Annotated in this window: 15 protein-coding genes; 9 read left to right on the forward strand and 6 right to left on the reverse strand. The window is 68.5% G+C overall.

Features of this window, described 5'->3' with window-relative positions; translation table 11 throughout:
- The first annotated feature begins 25 nt into the window (after window positions 1–25).
- A complete protein-coding gene (locus WS54_RS10765) occupies window positions 26–1,174 on the forward strand; it encodes a WD40/YVTN/BNR-like repeat-containing protein (protein ID WP_059781123.1) in 1,149 nt (382 codons plus the stop codon).
- Here WS54_RS10765 and WS54_RS10770 read toward each other — a convergent pair.
- The gene (locus tag WS54_RS10770; protein ID WP_034204178.1) at window positions 1,161–2,105 is read right to left on the reverse strand and encodes a LysR substrate-binding domain-containing protein; all 945 of its coding nucleotides are present in this window, start codon (window positions 2,103–2,105) and stop codon (window positions 1,161–1,163) included. The genes WS54_RS10765 and WS54_RS10770 overlap by 14 nt on opposite strands.
- A 138-nt stretch (window positions 2,106–2,243) precedes the next feature.
- On the opposite strand from WS54_RS10770, the gene WS54_RS10775 reads away from it, so the two are divergent.
- Window positions 2,244–2,669: a PACE efflux transporter gene (locus tag WS54_RS10775; RefSeq protein ID WP_034206108.1), complete on the forward strand. Its 426-nt coding sequence runs from the start codon at window positions 2,244–2,246 to the stop codon at window positions 2,667–2,669.
- A 47-nt stretch (window positions 2,670–2,716) separates the two neighbouring features.
- Here WS54_RS10775 and WS54_RS10780 read toward each other — a convergent pair whose 3' ends face one another.
- The 5 genes from WS54_RS10780 to WS54_RS10800 form a co-directional block, all read right to left on the reverse strand.
- On the reverse strand, window positions 2,717–3,343 hold the full coding sequence (locus tag WS54_RS10780; RefSeq protein WP_059781121.1) for a trimeric intracellular cation channel family protein: 627 nt from the start codon (window positions 3,341–3,343) through the stop codon (window positions 2,717–2,719).
- A gap of 299 nt (window positions 3,344–3,642) precedes the next feature.
- Window positions 3,643–4,590 (reverse strand): choline ABC transporter substrate-binding protein, encoded by a 948-nt coding sequence (locus tag WS54_RS10785; protein WP_034204176.1) that lies wholly within the window; start codon window positions 4,588–4,590, stop codon window positions 3,643–3,645.
- A gap of 103 nt (window positions 4,591–4,693) precedes the next feature.
- A complete protein-coding gene (locus WS54_RS10790) occupies window positions 4,694–5,692 on the reverse strand; it encodes a GlxA family transcriptional regulator (protein ID WP_034204175.1) in 999 nt (332 codons plus the stop codon).
- A 105-nt stretch (window positions 5,693–5,797) separates the two neighbouring features.
- A complete protein-coding gene (gene choW / locus WS54_RS10795) occupies window positions 5,798–6,694 on the reverse strand; it encodes a choline ABC transporter permease subunit (RefSeq protein ID WP_059781119.1) in 897 nt (298 codons plus the stop codon).
- Window positions 6,687–7,856, reverse strand: coding sequence for a quaternary amine ABC transporter ATP-binding protein (locus WS54_RS10800; RefSeq protein WP_059781117.1), 1,170 nt, complete (start codon window positions 7,854–7,856; stop codon window positions 6,687–6,689). The genes choW and WS54_RS10800 overlap by 8 nt, the downstream gene beginning before the upstream one ends.
- Before the next feature lie 100 nt (window positions 7,857–7,956).
- Between WS54_RS10800 and WS54_RS33630 the strand changes: the two genes are divergently transcribed.
- From WS54_RS33630 to WS54_RS10835, 7 genes are all read left to right on the forward strand, one after another.
- Window positions 7,957–8,199, forward strand: coding sequence for a hypothetical protein (locus WS54_RS33630; protein WP_159086667.1), 243 nt, complete (start codon window positions 7,957–7,959; stop codon window positions 8,197–8,199).
- 263 nt (window positions 8,200–8,462) lie between these two features.
- Window positions 8,463–11,420 carry a DUF2339 domain-containing protein gene (locus tag WS54_RS10810; RefSeq protein WP_059781115.1) on the forward strand — a complete coding sequence of 986 codons (2,958 nt, stop codon included), beginning with the start codon at window positions 8,463–8,465 and terminating at the stop codon, window positions 11,418–11,420.
- The gene (locus WS54_RS10815) at window positions 11,417–12,775 is read left to right on the forward strand and encodes a DUF3999 domain-containing protein (protein ID WP_059781113.1); all 1,359 of its coding nucleotides are present in this window, start codon (window positions 11,417–11,419) and stop codon (window positions 12,773–12,775) included. Before WS54_RS10810 ends, WS54_RS10815 begins: the two co-directional genes overlap by 4 nt.
- A gap of 202 nt (window positions 12,776–12,977) precedes the next feature.
- Window positions 12,978–13,283 carry an NIPSNAP family protein gene (locus WS54_RS10820; protein WP_059781110.1) on the forward strand — a complete coding sequence of 102 codons (306 nt, stop codon included), beginning with the start codon at window positions 12,978–12,980 and terminating at the stop codon, window positions 13,281–13,283.
- Between the two features lie 310 nt (window positions 13,284–13,593).
- On the forward strand, window positions 13,594–14,244 hold the full coding sequence (locus WS54_RS10825; protein ID WP_059502143.1) for an NADPH-dependent FMN reductase: 651 nt from the start codon (window positions 13,594–13,596) through the stop codon (window positions 14,242–14,244).
- 239 nt (window positions 14,245–14,483) lie between these two features.
- Window positions 14,484–14,702 (forward strand): hypothetical protein, encoded by a 219-nt coding sequence (locus WS54_RS10830; protein WP_006480563.1) that lies wholly within the window; start codon window positions 14,484–14,486, stop codon window positions 14,700–14,702.
- A gap of 101 nt (window positions 14,703–14,803) precedes the next feature.
- On the forward strand, window positions 14,804–15,706 hold the full coding sequence (locus tag WS54_RS10835; protein ID WP_059781107.1) for a hypothetical protein: 903 nt from the start codon (window positions 14,804–14,806) through the stop codon (window positions 15,704–15,706).
- Window positions 15,707–15,900: the final 194 nt, after the last annotated feature.

Here is a 15,900-nt window from a genome sequence, read left to right on the forward strand (position 1 = left end):
AAGGCGGACCATCCGGAGACATCGCATGAACGATCGACTGCTCGTCGCCACCCGCAAGGGCCTGTTCGTCCTGCAACCCGACGGTCATGACGGCTGGACGCTCGGCGAACCGCATTTCATCGGCGAGCCCGTCAGCATGGCGCTCGCCGACCCGCGCGACGGCACGCTGTATGCGGCGCTCAATCTCGGCCATTTCGGCGTGAAGCTGCATCGGCTGCGCGCAGGCGCCACCGACTGGGAGGAATGTGCGGCCCCGGTTTATCCGCCGCAGCTTGCCGACGCGTCGGCCGCCCGCACCGACACGCACACGGGCAGCGGCGACGCCGACGACGAGCCTGCGGGGCCGCCGCAGCCGCCGTGGACGCTTCAGCAGATCTGGTCGCTCGAAGCCGGCGGCACCGACGAGCCCGGCGTACTGTGGGCCGGCACGATTCCCGGCGGCCTGTTCCGCTCCGACGACCACGGCGATTCATGGGTACTCAACCGCGCGCTGTGGGATCGCCCCGAACGCGCCGAATGGGGCGGCGGCGGGTACGACGCGCCAGGCATCCATTCGGTGATGGTCGATCCGCGCGACAGCCGGCACGTCGCCGTCGGCATCTCGTGCGGCGGCGTCTGGCAGACCGTCGACGGCGGCGCGACGTGGCGCGTGACCGCGGAAGGCATGGAAGCCGACTACATGCCGCCCGAGCGACGCGGCGAGCCGAACATGCAGGATCCGCACCGCGTCGTGCAGTGCGCGGCCAATCCGGACGTGCTGTGGACGCAGCATCACTGCGCGATCTTCCGCTCGACCGACGGCGGCGAACACTGGCGCCGCATCGAAGCGCAACCGTCGAGCTTCGGTTTCGCGGTGGCCGTGCATCCGCACGAACCGGATACCGCGTGGTTCGTGCCGGCCGTGAAGGACGAATGCCGGATTCCGGTGAGCGGCCGGTTCGTCGTCACGCGCACGCGCGACGGCGGCCGCAGTTTCGAGAGCCTGTCGAATGGGCTGCCGGCATCGCCCGCGTACGACCTCGTGTACCGGCATGGGCTCGCGGTGGACGATTCCGGCACGCGCCTCGCGATGGCCTCGACGACGGGCGGGTTATGGACGTCCGTCGATGGCGGCGACCATTGGCGACAGGTATCGGCGCATTTGCCGCCGGTGTATTGCGTCAGGTTCGGGTAGCGGCACGAGACGCGTCGGGCGCCATCCGCGCCACCGCATCGCGCGTTCGTGCGATTTCCGCTTCGAGCCAGTCGAGAAACCGCCTGACCTGCGGCTCGCGCTCGCGCCCCGGTCGGCACAGCGCGACGAAGCGCGCACCGTCGAGCCGCACCGCGGGCTCGATCGGCATCAACGCACCGCGCTCGACATGCTCGGCGGCCAGCACCGAGCTGAGCAGCGCGATACCCTGCCCGTGCAGCACGGCCTGCAATGCGTAATGCTCGTCGTCGTAATGGCGAAACACCGCGCGTTCGAGCCACGCCTGCCGGCCTGCCGCGCGACACCACGACGCCCAGTCGACCGACACGGGCAGCGGTGTATCCCACACGGTCTCGATCAGGTCGAGCGGCTCGTCGGTGCGATCCGCATCGAAGCCGGCGGCCGCATACGCGCCGAAATACTCGTCGATCAACGCAATCTCGTGCAGCGCGGGAAACTGGCGCGACGTCGCGCGAATCGCGAGATCGATCCGCGCATCGCGTTCGAGATCGACGAGCGCGTTCCCCGTTTCGACCTTGATGTGCAGGTGCGGATCGACGCGGCGAAACGCACCGAGACGGGGAATCAGCCACATCGCCGCAAAGGCCGGCGTGGTGGTCAGCACGAGCGGGCGCTCGTCGGCCGCATCCGGACGCACGGCGTCGAGCCCGCGGCTCAATGCCAGCAACGCATCGTGACTCGCGCGAAACAACCGCTCGCCTTCTTCGGTCAACCGCACGCCGCCCACGCCGCGCTCGAACAGCAGCACGCCGACGCGGCTCTCCAGCGACTTGATCTGGTGCGACACGGCAGCCGGCGTCACGGACAGCTCGTCCGCGGCGGCCTTGAACGTGCCCAGCCGTGCCGACGATTCGAATACACGCAAAGCGGTCAGGGGGATTTTCGAGAACACGGAGCCTCGCGGGCCGGATGCGGCCGGGTTGAATTCGATTCAATCGGGGTGAGATTAGGTGAATTGAAGCGGGTGCGCAACGCGGCTAGCCTTGCGGGACGTCGCGGCATGGCGCCGCCGTCGAACCGGAGGAACCCCGTGCAAGGCCTACCGCGCAGGATCACGCAGGCGGTGCTCTACGAAGCGATCGCCATTTCCTGCATTTCGCCCGCGATCGCGGCGATCTTCCAGCAGGACCTCGTCTATTCGGGTGCGCTGTCGGCGACGATGTCGGCAATCGCGATGCTCTGGAACATGATCTTCAACGCGCTGTTCGAACGCTGGGAAGCGTCGCGGCGGCAACCGGCGCGTACGCTCGGGCGGCGGATCCTGCACGCCACCGGATTCGAAGGCGGGCTGATCTTCATCCTCGTGCCGGTCGTGTCGTGGTGGCTCGACATCTCGTGGCTCGATGCGTTCGTCGTCGATATCGGGCTGTTCGCGTTCTTCTTCTGCTACGCGTTCGTGTTCCAGTGGGCGTTCGATCGCGTGTTCGACGCGCCGGCGGCAACGAAGGGGTCGTGAACGGGCGCTTGGGTCCTGCTCGCACTAATCGCGGGCTTGCGCTGGCCCTACGCCCCCGCGGCAATTTTCGGCAACTGCCAGCCGAAGCGCACCGACGCCATCCGCAGCGCAAAGCACGCGACGCCGCCGAGCACGGCCGCGACGACGGGCGGGCAACCGAGTCGCCGGCACGACACGACGACGACCGCGCCGAGCAACGCCGCGCTCGCATAGATATCCGTGACCAGCACGACCGGTATCCGCGCGAGCAGCAGATCGCGCACGACGCCGCCTCCGCAGCCGGTCACCGCGCCCATCAGCGTCGCAATGAACGGGTGGACGCGGAATTCGAGCGCCTTCACCGCGCCCGCGACCGCGAACAATGCGAGGCCGGCCGCATCGAGCGTCGTCAGCAGCGACGGCGAGAACGACGCGACCCGTGCATGAAACACGAACGCGAACAGTCCGGCGGCGAACGCGAGCGCCGGATAACGCCAGTCGCTCACGGCGCTCGGCGGGCGGGCGCCGATCAGCAGGTCGCGAATCACGCCGCCGCCGAGCGCGACGACGAGCGACAGCACCATCACCCCGAACAGATCGAGTCCGGCGCCGATCGCCGCATTGGCGCCTTCGATCGCGAACACCGCCGTGCCCGCGAGATCGGCGGCGAGCACGACTTGTCCGATGCGCTTCATGCGAATGAACGGCCGAAGTATCGGAGCGTCCGGTTGCGGCCTGCGTCGACCGAAGCGGTCGCGCCGTTCGGCCGCGCGCCGGCTGCGTGTAGCCATCGGGATGCATCGAGCGGGTTGCGGGTCATTGCCGTCTCCTGAGCGCGGATCGAGCAGTCTAGCGCATCGCCCGCCGGCCGTCGGCGCGCGTGCGCGTGCGCGGCACGCAGCAAAAAGCCGACGCAAGCAGGTCGTCCTGCTTGCGTCGGCTCGACATTCACGTCAGGCTTCGGGCCGAAGCCGCAAAGCCCGACGCATCGCGCTCAATGCACGCCGAGGTAGGCCTTCACCGCCGGCAGGCCCGGCTTGCCGTCGATCGTCGTCACGCCGGCCAGCCACTTGTCGAGCGATTGCGGATTCGCCTTCAGCCATTCGGCGGCGGCCTTGTTCGGATCCTGCTTGTTCATGATCGGCACCATCACGTGGTTCTCGATCGACGTCGTGAACTGCAGGTTCGACACGAACTTCGCGACGTTCGGGCAGCGCTGCGCGTAGTCGGGCGGCGTCGCCGTCAGCACCTTCGCTTCGCCGTAGTTCGGGCCGAACACGTCGTCGCCGCCGGTCAGGTAGTCGATCTTCATCTGCACGTTCATCGGATGCGGTTCCCAGCCGAGGAACACGATCCACTGCTTGTCGCGGATCGCGCGGTTCACCTCGACCAGCATCCCGGCCTCGCTCGACTCGACCAGCTTGAACTTGCCGAGGCCGAACTGGTTGCCGTCGATCATCTTCTTGATCAGCGCGTTGCCGTCGTTGCCCGGCTCGATCCCGTAGATCTTGCCGTTGAGCTTGTCCGCGAACTTCTGGATGTCCGCGAACGACTTCAGGCCGCCCTGATACACGTAGTCGGGCACCGCAAGCGTGTATTTCGCGCCGGTCAGGTTGGGCGTCGCGAGCACCTTGATCGTGCCGGCCTTCGTGAACGGCTGGATGATCGGGTCCATCGTCGGCGACCAGTAGCCGAGGAACACGTCGATCTGCTTGCTCTTGATCCCCGCGAACGTGATCGGCACCGACGCGATCGTCTTCGTCGGGGTGTAGCCGAGCCCCTGCAGCATCGTCGATGCGAGGCCCGTGGTCGCCGCGATGTCGGACCAGCCGACATCGGCGAAGCGCACGTTCTTGCAAACGGGCGGATCGGCCGCATAAACGGCCGACATCGGCGCGGTTATCCCGATCCCGCACACCGCTGCGATCAATAGGCGCTTCATCTTGCTTCTCCTCAAAGTGATGTCGTTTGCTTGAATGCGGGATCGTTTGTTGAAGCCGCGCGCCGCGATCCCGGCGACGTCGCGGACCGATTGATCGCCCCGTTCAGCGCCCCGGCAGCCGGCGCTCGTAGCTCGGCGCATGGCCGAACTGCGCGCGGTATGCCTTGCTGAAATGACACGGCGAGTGAAAGCCGCAGACCGTCGTCACGCGCGCGATCGATGCGTCGGTCGTACGCAGCAGGTCGCGTGCGCGTTTCAGGCGCAACGTCAGGTAATAGTGGGTCGGCGATACGTTCAGATACACCTTGAACATGCGCTGCAGATGCCGCTGCGAGAGCCGCACGAGCCGCGCGAGCTCCTCGAGCGACAGGGGCTCCTCGATGTTCGCCTCCATCAGCCGCACGACCTCGATCAGCTCCGCGCGCGAGAAACCGACCCGCGCATCGACCGGAATCGGCTGCGTATCGGTCGAACTGCGGATGCGCTCCAGGATGAACTGCTCGGATACCTGCGCGGCCAGCTGCTGGCCGAACCGCATGCCGACGAGGTTCAGCATCAGATCGAGCGGCGCGGTGCCGCCGGTGCAGGTCAGCCGGTCGCGATCGACGACGAACAATTCGTCGGCGAATCCGACCTGCGGAAATTCGGAATGCAGCGCGGACAGGTTCTCCCAGTGCACGGTGCAACGATAGCCGTCGAGCAGCCCGCTCGCCATCAGCGCGTAGGCGCCGGTGCAGATGCCGCCGAGCGGCAGCCCGCGTGCGGCAAGCGCCGCGAGCGTATCGCGCGCGCGCTCGTCGACCATGTCGCGGATGCGGATGCCGCCGCACACGATCATCACGTCGGGCAGGTCGTCGTAGTCGAGCGCCTGCGTGGGCCGCACCGCGATGCCGTTGCTGGCATGCGCGGGCGCGCCGTCGAGCGAGTAGATCGACCACTTGTAGTGTTCCGCCCGCCCGACGTAGTTCGCCATCCGAAGCACTTCGACCGCGCTCGAGAACGCGATCATCGAGAAGTTCGGCAGCGTCAGGAAGCCGAAATGGGCGAGGGACGAAACCGGTGAAACGCAGGCGGCGGGCGCGACAGCGACGGCGGACGTCACATCGGTCTCCTGGCGAGGAGGTTGCAGGGAGCCAGCCCCGCGGCGCGAGCCGCGGGAGCCGTGTTCGACGAGGGGAGCGGCCGGAGCGTGCCCGGCCGCCGGAGATCAGGCCTGCGCGGGCTCGGCCTTCACGCGAAAGAGCTGCTTGAGGCCCGAGAACAGCGGCGCTTTCACGGTGCCCGGCGCGCGGCCGAAGCTCTCGGTGATGCGGTCGAGAATGATCGCGAGCAGCACGACCGACAGACCGCTTTCGAAACCGAGGCCGATGTCGAGGCGCTGGATACTCGCGAGCACGTCGTTGCCGAGGCCGCCCGCGCCGACCATCGACGCGATGATCACCATCGACAGCGCCATCATGATCGTCTGGTTCACGCCCTGCATGATCGACGGCAGCGCGTTCGGGAACTGCACCTTGTACAGCAGTTGCCACGGCGTGCAGCCGAACGCCTGGCCGGCTTCGACGATCTCGCGGTTCACGTGGCGGATGCCGAGGCTCGTGAGACGCACTGCGGGCGGCATCGCGAAGATCACCGTCGACAGGATCCCCGGCACGCGGCCGAGACCGAACAGCATCGCGGCCGGAATCAGGTAGACGAACGCGGGCATCGTCTGCATCAGGTCGAGAATCGGGCGCACGATCGCGGCGACCCACTTGCTCTTCGCGGCCCAGATGCCGAGCGGGATGCCGAGCACGAGGCTGATGATCGTCGACGACAGCGTGAGGCCGAGCGTGATGACCGTCTGATCCCAGAAGCCGGTCGCGAAGATCAGCAGCAGCGACGCGGTGGTGAACAGCGCGAAGCGCCAGCCCACCCGCCACAGCCCGACGCCGATGAAGATCGCCATCATCAGCCACATCGGGATCGCCTGCAGGCCATGCTCGACGAATGCCGCGAGCCCTTCGATCGCTCGACCGATCGCGTCGAACGTCTTCGCGTCGTGGTCGAGCAGGTAGTGAACGGACTGGTCGACCCAGGTACCGAGCGGAATCATTTCAGACATGGGAACCTCGCGAACGCGTGATGGCCTTCAGGATGAGCGCACGATCGACCGAGCCGCAGTAACAGCCGTCGTCGTCGACGACGGGCAGTGCATTCGGGCTCGCGACCACGCGCGCGACGACGTGTTCGAGCGACGCATCGCGCCGGATGCTTTCGATCGGCCGCACGGACGGCGTGTCCTGACCGAGCGCCTCGCGCGTGACGAAACCGCGAATCTTGCGTTCGGCATCGAGCACGAACGCGTAGTCGGCGCTGCCGTTCAGCGAAGCCGCGACGTGCGCGGCATCGCACTTCGATACGAGCGGCACGGCGCCCGTCTGCATCAGGTCGCCGGCGGTGAGGTAGCGGCTGGTGTCGATGCCGTCGAAGAACGCGCGCACGTAATCGTCGGCCGGGTTCGCGATGATGTCCTGCGGCGTGCCGACCTGCACGAGGCGGCCGCCTTCCATGATCGCGATGCGGTTGCCGATGCGCAGCGCTTCCTCCAGATCGTGCGACACGAACATGATCGTGCGGCGCTGGTCCTTCTGCAGTTGCAGCAAGACGTCCTGCATTTCGCGGCGCTTGAGCGGATCGAGCGCGGAGAACGCCTCGTCCATGATCATCAGCGACGGGTTCACGGCCAGCGCGCGGGCAAGGCCGACGCGCTGCTGCATCCCGCCCGACAGCTCGGACGGCAGCTTGTGCGAAAACGGTGCGAGGCCGACCTGCTCGAGCACTTCCATCGCACGGCGCTCGCGCTCCTTCTTGCCCATGCCCGCGACTTCCAGCCCGAACGCGGCATTCGACACCACGGTGCGATGCGGCATCAGCGCGAACGACTGGAACACCATGCTCATGTCTTTGCGGCGCAGTGCGGTCAGCGCCGAGCGGCGCGCCGATGCGACGTCGAGCCCGTCGATCAGCACCTTGCCGGCGCTCGGATCGACCAGCCGGTTCACGAGGCGGATCAGCGTGGACTTGCCGGAACCGGACAGGCCCATCAGCACGAAAATTTCGCCTTCCTGCACATCGAAGGAGACGTTGTGCACGCCGACGACCTGACCGGTGCGCTTGAGCACATCGTCCTTCGTCGCGCCGGCGGCGAGCATGTCGAGCGCCTGCTGCGGATTGCTTCCAAACACCTTGCACAGACCTTCGACCACAACCTTGGGGGCATCCATCGAAACCTTCTCCTCGTGTAGCGGGGACTCGCGCTTGTCATAGCGTGCCTACATAGTTGCCAGAAAAAACCCCGGCCTGCCGACGAATTACGACAAACGCTTGCGCAAATACGACACGGCCGGCAGCCCCGTCCGGCGGGCCGCGCCGCCGATTGCGGCGGCGCAATACGCGCACGGCCTGCTGCGACGGGCATCGCCCTTCGGACTTGTGCGCAGCAGCGCGGCGAACGGCACATGGGATTTTGCGCCAGGCCGCATCCGGCACGCGTCGCTTTCCGACAAGTTGACGTCCGTTCCGACGCGCCTCTACTCAGACGAAAACGCGCACCGCATGCGCCGATAAAAAGCATGACCGTGCAAAAAACCGTTTGGCGACACCGAACGGCGCACGCCGCGATACCGCGCCAACTGCGGAAATCCGGGCAGGCACGCTGTGATACATTCGCCGCAAACACGCCGATCGCGACGTTGCCGCGGGCCTTCCGCACGGGGGCGCCAGCCGCATGGCGCGCGCATGCCGGTTCGCCTGCCGGCCGTGCTGAAACCGCCTCGATCCGGTGCGATTCCGGTCGAAGGACGATAACGATAGTGAGAGGGAGCAAGGCGTTGAACTGGGCATTCGCCGTAATCGGTTTCGTCGTGGGCGGCATCGCCGCCTTGATCGGGGATTTCCCGGCCGCGAGCGGCGCGCTGCTCGGGGCCGCCGCCGGGTTCTGGGTCGGGCACGCGCTGCGGCGACGCAAGCTGCAGAGCCGGCGCGCCGTGCCCGACGCATGGGCCGCCGCCGCGCCGTCTCCCACCCCGTTACCGCTCGCCGATCGCGTCGCGCGCCTCGAAGCCACCGTCGACACGCTCACGCGCGAACTCGACGCGCTGCGCGCTCAACTGGCGGGCGCGAAGGCCGGCGCGGCGACATCCGGCGGCATCGCGCCGACGGCTTCGGCCGACGCCGCCTCCGCACCGCTGCCGACGCACTTCCCGACACCGCCCGCGCCACGACCGGCCGCCGCACGCGCGGACACGCCGGCCTCCTCTTCGACGCCGGCGCCCACTCCACCGCCCGCGCCGGCCACCGCGGCACGCGCCGCAGCGGCGTCCGCTCGCGCCGACACCCCCGCCGGCGCGCCTGCCGCTCCGCCCGAACCGCCCGCGCCGCGCGAACCCGGCATCGCCGAACGCGCGTTCGGCGCCGCGCGCGACTGGCTGCTCGGCGGCAACACGGTCGTGCGTGTCGGGATCGTCGTGCTGTTCTTCGGCGTCGCGTTCCTGCTCAAGTACGCGGCCGACAACGACATGCTGCCGATCGAATTCCGTCTCGCGGGCACGGCGCTCGCGGCGGCCGCGCTGCTCGCGATCGGCTGGCGCGTGCGTGCGCGCCGCGCCGCATACGGCCTCGTGCTGCAAGGCGGCGGCATCGGCATCCTGTACCTGACGATCTTCGCCGCGACCAGGCTCGATGCGTTGCTGCCCGTCGGCGCCGCGTTCCCGCTGATGGTCGCGGTCTGCGCGCTGAGCGCATTCCTCGCGGTGCGGCAGAACGCGCTGCCGCTCGCGTTCATGGGCAGTGCGGGCGGCTTCCTCGCGCCGATCCTGCTGTCGACCGGCCAGGGCAACCACGTCGCGCTGTTCAGCTACTACGCACTGCTGAACGCGGGCATCTTCGCGATCGCGTGGTTCAAGGCCTGGCGCCCGCTGAACCTGCTCGGCTTCGTGTTCACGTTCGCGATCGGCTCCGCGTGGGGCGTGACGGCCTATCGCCCCACGCTGTTCGCGAGCACCGAGCCGTTCCTCGTCCTGTTCTTCCTGATGTATGTCGGCATCGCGCTGCTGTATGCGGTGAAACGCGAACTCGCGCTGCGACACTATGTGGACGGCACGCTCGTGTTCGGCACGCCGATCGTCGCGACCGCGCTGCAGGCGTCGCTCGTGAAAGGCATGCCGTTCGGGCTCGCATGGAGCGCGGTCGCGCTGTCGGCGTTCTACGTCGCGGTGGCCGCCTGGCTCGCGCGGCGCCGCGATCGCCTCGGGCTGCTGTTCGAATCGATGCTCGCGCTCGCGGCGATCTTCGCGACGCTCGCGGTGCCGTTCGCGTTCTCGGGGCCGACGACCAGCGCCGCGTGGGCCATCGAAGGCGCGGCCGTCGTGTGGCTCGGCGTGCGCCAGAAACGCCCGCTGCCGTTCGGCTTCGGGCTGCTGATGCAGGTCGCCGCGGCCGGCGCGTTCTTCACGAGCCTGCTTGGCCCGGCCGACACGGCCGCGCTGCCGGTGCTCAACAGCCCGTATGTCGCGATGCTGCTGATCGCGCTCGCCGGCCTGTTCACCGGCTGGTGGCTGCACGGACGCGGCGAAGCGCGCGCCTGGCACGCATGGATGCCCGAGATCGGTGTCGCGGCCGCCGCGTGGGGGCTGCTGTGGTGGGTCAGCGGCGGGCTGCACGAGATCCTCGTCTATGCGAGCCGACACGTCGACCTGCATGTCGAGCGCTTCGTCGTCGATACGACCGCGCTGTTCGCGGCCGGCACCGCGTGGCTCGCGCACGCCACGCGCCGCCGGCTCGCGTGGCCGCTCGCCGAATGGCCCGCGCTCGCGCTCGCGCCCGTGCTGGCGCTGCTCGCGCTGCGTGCGTTCGATGCGCACGAAGCGCCGCTGTCGGGCATGGGCGCGTTCGCGTGGCCCGTGGTCGTCGGCGCGGGACTTGCGCTGCTGTGGCGCCAGTCGCGCGGCACGACCGGCGCCGCCGACGCGCGCGGTGCGACGCCCTCCGTTGCAGCGCGCCTGCTCGCGCCGCTGCATACGCTGACGTTCTGGACCCTGTGCGCGCTGCTGTCGCTCGAAGGTTTCTGGCGCCTGCGCGCATTCGTCCCGGAAGGCGCATGGAGCTGGAGCGCATGGGCGTACGGCTTCGGCGCGCTGCTCCTGCTCGTGTCGGGCCCGGGCTCGCGCCTGCGCTGGCCCGTCGCGGCGTTCCCGCGCGCCTATCAGGTGTGGGGGGCCGCGCCGCTCGCCGCGCTGCTGTGGCTGTGGAGTCTCGCCAGCACGGTGAGCGACGGCGACGCAGCGCCGCTCTTCTGGCTGCCGCTGCTCAATCCGCTCGACGTCGCGCAGGGTCTCGTCTTCGTCGCATTCGCCGCGTGGCTGCGTCGCCTGAAAGCGCTCGGCATCGCGTGGCATCCGCGCGTCGTCGGCTATCTGGCGATCGCGACCGTGTTCCTGTGGTTCAACGTGCTGATGCTGCGCACGCTGCATCACTGGGCCGGCGTGCCGTACGCATTCGGCGCGATGACCGAATCGACGCTCGTGCAGGCATCGGTGTCCGTGTACTGGACGGTCTGCGCGCTCGCCATCACGATCTGGGCCACGCGCCGCGGGCTGCGACCGCTGTGGTTCGTCGGCGCCGCGCTGCTCGCGCTCACGGTCGTCAAGCTGTTCCTGTTCGACCTGTCGCACGTCACCGGCATCGAGCGCATCGTGTCGTTCATCGGCATCGGCGTGCTGCTGCTGTTGATCGGCTATTTTTCGCCGCTGCCGCCGAAGGCCGCCGCGCAACAGGACGGCCGGCCATGAAGCGACGCGCCGCCCTGCTCGGGCTGAGCCTGCTCGCGTCGTTCGCGGCGGCCGACGGCGCACCGAACGCCGGACGCGCCATGCAGCGCTTCGCGCTCGATCTCGACGGCAGCGCCGCGTATTACCAGCTCACCGTGCCTCAGCCCGTGTATGCGGCGAGCCGGCGCGACGATCTCGGCGACGTGCGCGTCTTCAACGGCGCGGGCGAGCCGGTGCCGTACTCGCTCGACGCACCCGCCGCGGCCGCGCCCGCCGTGCCGCCGTCCCGCACGCCGGTGCATTGGTTCTCGCTGCCGCCCACGCGCGCCGAACACGGCAACGCGCCGCCCGGCGTGACGGTCGGCCCGGACGGCGCGCTGCGCGCGGCCGTCGCGACGCCTTCGCTCACCCGGCACGGCGCGGACCTCGTCGATCTGTCGCATGCCGACGGCAGCGTCGACGCGCTGCTCGTACACGTGGGCGACGACAGCTACCAGGGACGTGTGTCCGTCGAAGCCAGCGACGACCTGCGCACCTGGCGGCCGCTCGGCAGCACGCAGTTGCTGAAAGTCGGCCGCGGCAACGACATGCTGGTGCAGGAGCGCATCGCGCTCGACGGCGCGGCGCCGCGCTATCTTCGGCTGGACTGGCCCGACGGCGCGCCGTCGATCGCGTCGGTCGACGTCGAGACGCATCCGCGCGACGCACGCGGCGTCGACACGGCATCCGTGCCGCGCCAGTGGCGCGACGCCGTGCGGATACGCGCCGGCGCTGCGCCGGGCGAGTATCTGTTCGACACCGACGGCGCGTATCCGGTCGACCGCGTGCGCATCGACCTGCCGCAGCCGAACACCGTCGCGCGCGCGACGCTGCAAAGCCGCGCCGATGCGCCGACGCCGTGGCGCGACGTCGCGGCCGCCGTGCTGTTCCGGCTGCAGGGCAAGGGCGGCGAGCAGCGCAATCCGCCGCTCGAGTTCGTCGCGAACACGGATCGCGCATGGCGAATCGTCGTCGACATGCTCAACGGCGGGCTCGGCGGCGGCCAGCCGGCCGTCGCGCTCGGCTGGCATCCGGCCGTGCTGACCTTCGTCGCGCGCGGCACGCCGCCGTTTACGCTCGGCGTCGGCGACGCGTCGCTCGTATCGTCGGCCGTGAGCCGCGACGCACTGCTGGTCGGCATGGTGCCGGAAGTGCGGCCCGCCCGCGTCGGCGCGGCGCTGCCGGCATCGGCGGTCGTGCCGGCGGCGGCCGCCGATGCGGATGCCGGGCGCCGCTACGTGCTGTGGGGCGCGCTGATCGTCGCGGTCGGCGTGCTCGGCGCGATCGCATGGCGCCTCGCGAAAGGCGGCGGCGAGACGCGCAGCCGCGACGAGTAGATCCCGGGGTAACGCAGCTGGCGGAGGGAACGCACCTCGTGCGCGTCGCGTACGAGCGCATCGAAGCATCGATCGTCGTCCGCGCAGGCAGCGCGTCGTGCGATGACGTCGCGTGATGATGCGCCTGTCCGGCGCGCTCGCCGTTGACACGTGCCGCCCCGCGCTCCAGACTCGCCGCTCCGTCACCCCACCGCGAGCGCCCATGATCACCTGCTCCCTTCGCTACGTCGTCGATCCGTACAAACTCGACGAATTCGAAACCTACGGCAAGATGTGGATTCCGCTCGTCGAGCAGTTCGGCGGCACGCATCACGGCTACTTCCTGCCGTCCGAAGGCGCGAGCAACATCGCGCTCGCGATGTTCTCGTTCCCGAGCCTCGCCGAATACGAGCGCTACCGCGAACGCTCGAAGGACGATCCCGCCTGCCAGGCCGCGTTCCGCTACGCGGAGGAAACCCGGTGCATCGTCAGCTACGAGCGCAGCTTCTTCCGGCCGGTGTTCGGGTAACGGGCGGTGCCCTAAGCATCGCACCCCGTTTTCCGGCCGAGAACGAAAAAAGGCCCCGCCAGCATCCGCGCGGCGGGGCCAACCCATGTCAGTAGAGACATCATGGAGGAGACGAGCCCATCTTATCGACCGTGGCGCACCGTCCCAACCAAGCATTTCTGCTATCGATCTGCGGGGCCGCACACACGCTTGCCGTCGCCGAGCGGCATATCGATAGAACGAAAAGTCGTTTTCAGAGTGGCGACGGGGTCGTTACCATCTGGTTTTAAGCCTGTGCTTAGCCGGGCAAGCCATTCCCGAGGAGCGCCCCTTGACTGCATTCGATCAACACCGCCGCCCGTTCGTCGTCGGCATCGGCGGGACCACCCGAGCCGCGTCGTCCACCGAACGCGCGCTGTCGTTCGCACTGCGCGGCGCGCAAGCCGCCGGCGCGCGCACGCGCCTGTTCGACGGCCCGTTCCTGCATACGCTGCCGCACTACGCGCCCGAACACAAAACGCTGACCGACGCGCAGCGCGAGCTGATCGACGCCGTGCGTCAGGCCGACGCGATCATCATCGCCACGCCCGGCTATCACGGCGGCGTGTCCGGTCTCGTGAAGAACGCGCTCGACACGCTCGAGGAGCTGCGCGCGGACGACCGCCCGTATCTCGACGGCCGTGCGGTCGGTTTGATCGTCACCGCGTACGGCTGGCAGGCGGCCGGCACCGTACTGACGTCGCTGCGCTCGATCGTCCATGCGCTGCGCGGCTGGCCGACGCCGTTCGGCGCCACCGTCAACACGCTGGAAACCCGCTTCGAAAGCGCCGATAGCTGCTCGGATCCGAAGGTCGTCGCGCAACTCGAGACGGTCGGTGCGCAAGCCGCCGAATTCGCGCTCGCGTTCGCGTCGCATCGTGCGGCCTCGCATGCGGCATCGGTCGATGCGCTCGCACCCGTGCTGAAAGTCGCCAACCAGTAACCTCCGCATTCCGCCGCGCGCCCTCGCTCGACAGGATTCGACGAGGGCGTGCGCGCCGCCTCTTCCGACGCGTGGCGAGGTGCCGGGGCGCGCCGCCACGCCTCCCGAAAGCACGATTCCCGCGCACCGCCCCGATAACGATTCAGCTCCGCGCGTCATTTGCATTGGCCGAAAGATTGGTTCACGCAGGCGGCCCGTTTTCGTACGCTGAAAGTCCGAACTTTTTTGCGCGCCACCCCATGAACCGTACGATCCGCTACAAGGGCTACGAAGTCGCTCCCGCTGCCGCCCGGTTGCCGAACGGGCTGTTCGCCGCCAACCTGACGATCGAACGCGCGAGCGGCGGGCCGTCGCCGCGCTCCGTGTCGTTCGACGCAATCGATTTCTTCTTCGAGGAAGAACACGCCCTCGCCTACGCGTCGCGCTGGGGCCGCCTCTGGGTCGACACGAACGCGTGACCGTGACGCGCGCGGGGCCGGCGTGCCCATGGCCGCTCGAAAATACGCGATGACGGAAGCTGTGCAAGAATCTTTCGATCCGTAATCGCATAACAATAGCCATGACCGACACGCTGCACGAAGAGCATGCAGCCGCAGATCACGCGATGCGCAACTGGACCTTCGAGAGGCAAGGCCCGGTCCGAATCGGTTCCGATGCGCACAAGCAGATGTTCTGTCGGATGCTGCTCGACACACACAACCCGTACAAGCCGGCCGTGATCGACTGGCCGGCGCTCCAGCCGGCCGAACTCAGGCGGCTCACGTCGCTGCCGATCTGGGACATCGCGGTGCAAACCGAAGGCCGCGCGTCGATCCGCGTGGCGACCTACGCCGCGACGGTCGACGATCCGCTGCTGCGCCGCGCGCTCGAAATGGACGGCGGCGAGGAAGCCCGCCACAAGGTCGTGCTGTCGAAGCTCGTCGAGGCGTACGGCATCGTGCTCGCGCCGGAACCGCCCTACCCGGCGCCGAAGCATGCCGAATGGGCATGGATGGTCACGGGCTTCAGCGAGTGCATCGACAGCTTCTTCGCGTTCGGCCTGTTCCGTTCCGCGCAGCGCTCCGGCTATTTCCCGCCCGAACTCGTCGAAACCTTCGAACCGGTGATCCAGGAAGAAGGCCGCCACATCCTGTTCTTCGTGAACTGGTTCGCGTGGCACTGGCGCAACCTGCCGTGGTGGCGCCGGCCGTGGTTCTTCGTACGCGTCGCGGCCGTATGGGCGCACCTGATCCGCGAGCGCATCGGCATTGCGCGCGGCATCGACGCCGATGGCGTCGCGCACGACGCGAACTTCCCGGCAACGAGCACCGCAGACATCGGCGATGCGCTGAACCCGCGCGAACTGATCGAGCTGTGCCTCGCGGAAAACGACCGTCGGATGGCCGGTTACGACGAGCGCCTGCTGCGCCCGATGTTCGTGCCGCGGATGGCGCGGTTCGCGCTGCGGTTCATGAAGAAGTAAAGTCGGGCGCTTGCCGCCGGTCATGCGGCAAGCGCCTGGTTCATTCAGTCCACGGCCCTGGAACGAATGTGGCGTGTCCGACACATTCAATCCATCCCTATTTTTCTTCGCCACGCCAGCACGCGAACGGCATGGGCGACACATTGCCGCGCCCTGGATCTGACATTTCAGGCGCCGCTGGCCCGACGCTACCC

This window comes from Burkholderia sp. NRF60-BP8 (assembly GCF_001522585.2).
Classification (GTDB): domain Bacteria; phylum Pseudomonadota; class Gammaproteobacteria; order Burkholderiales; family Burkholderiaceae; genus Burkholderia.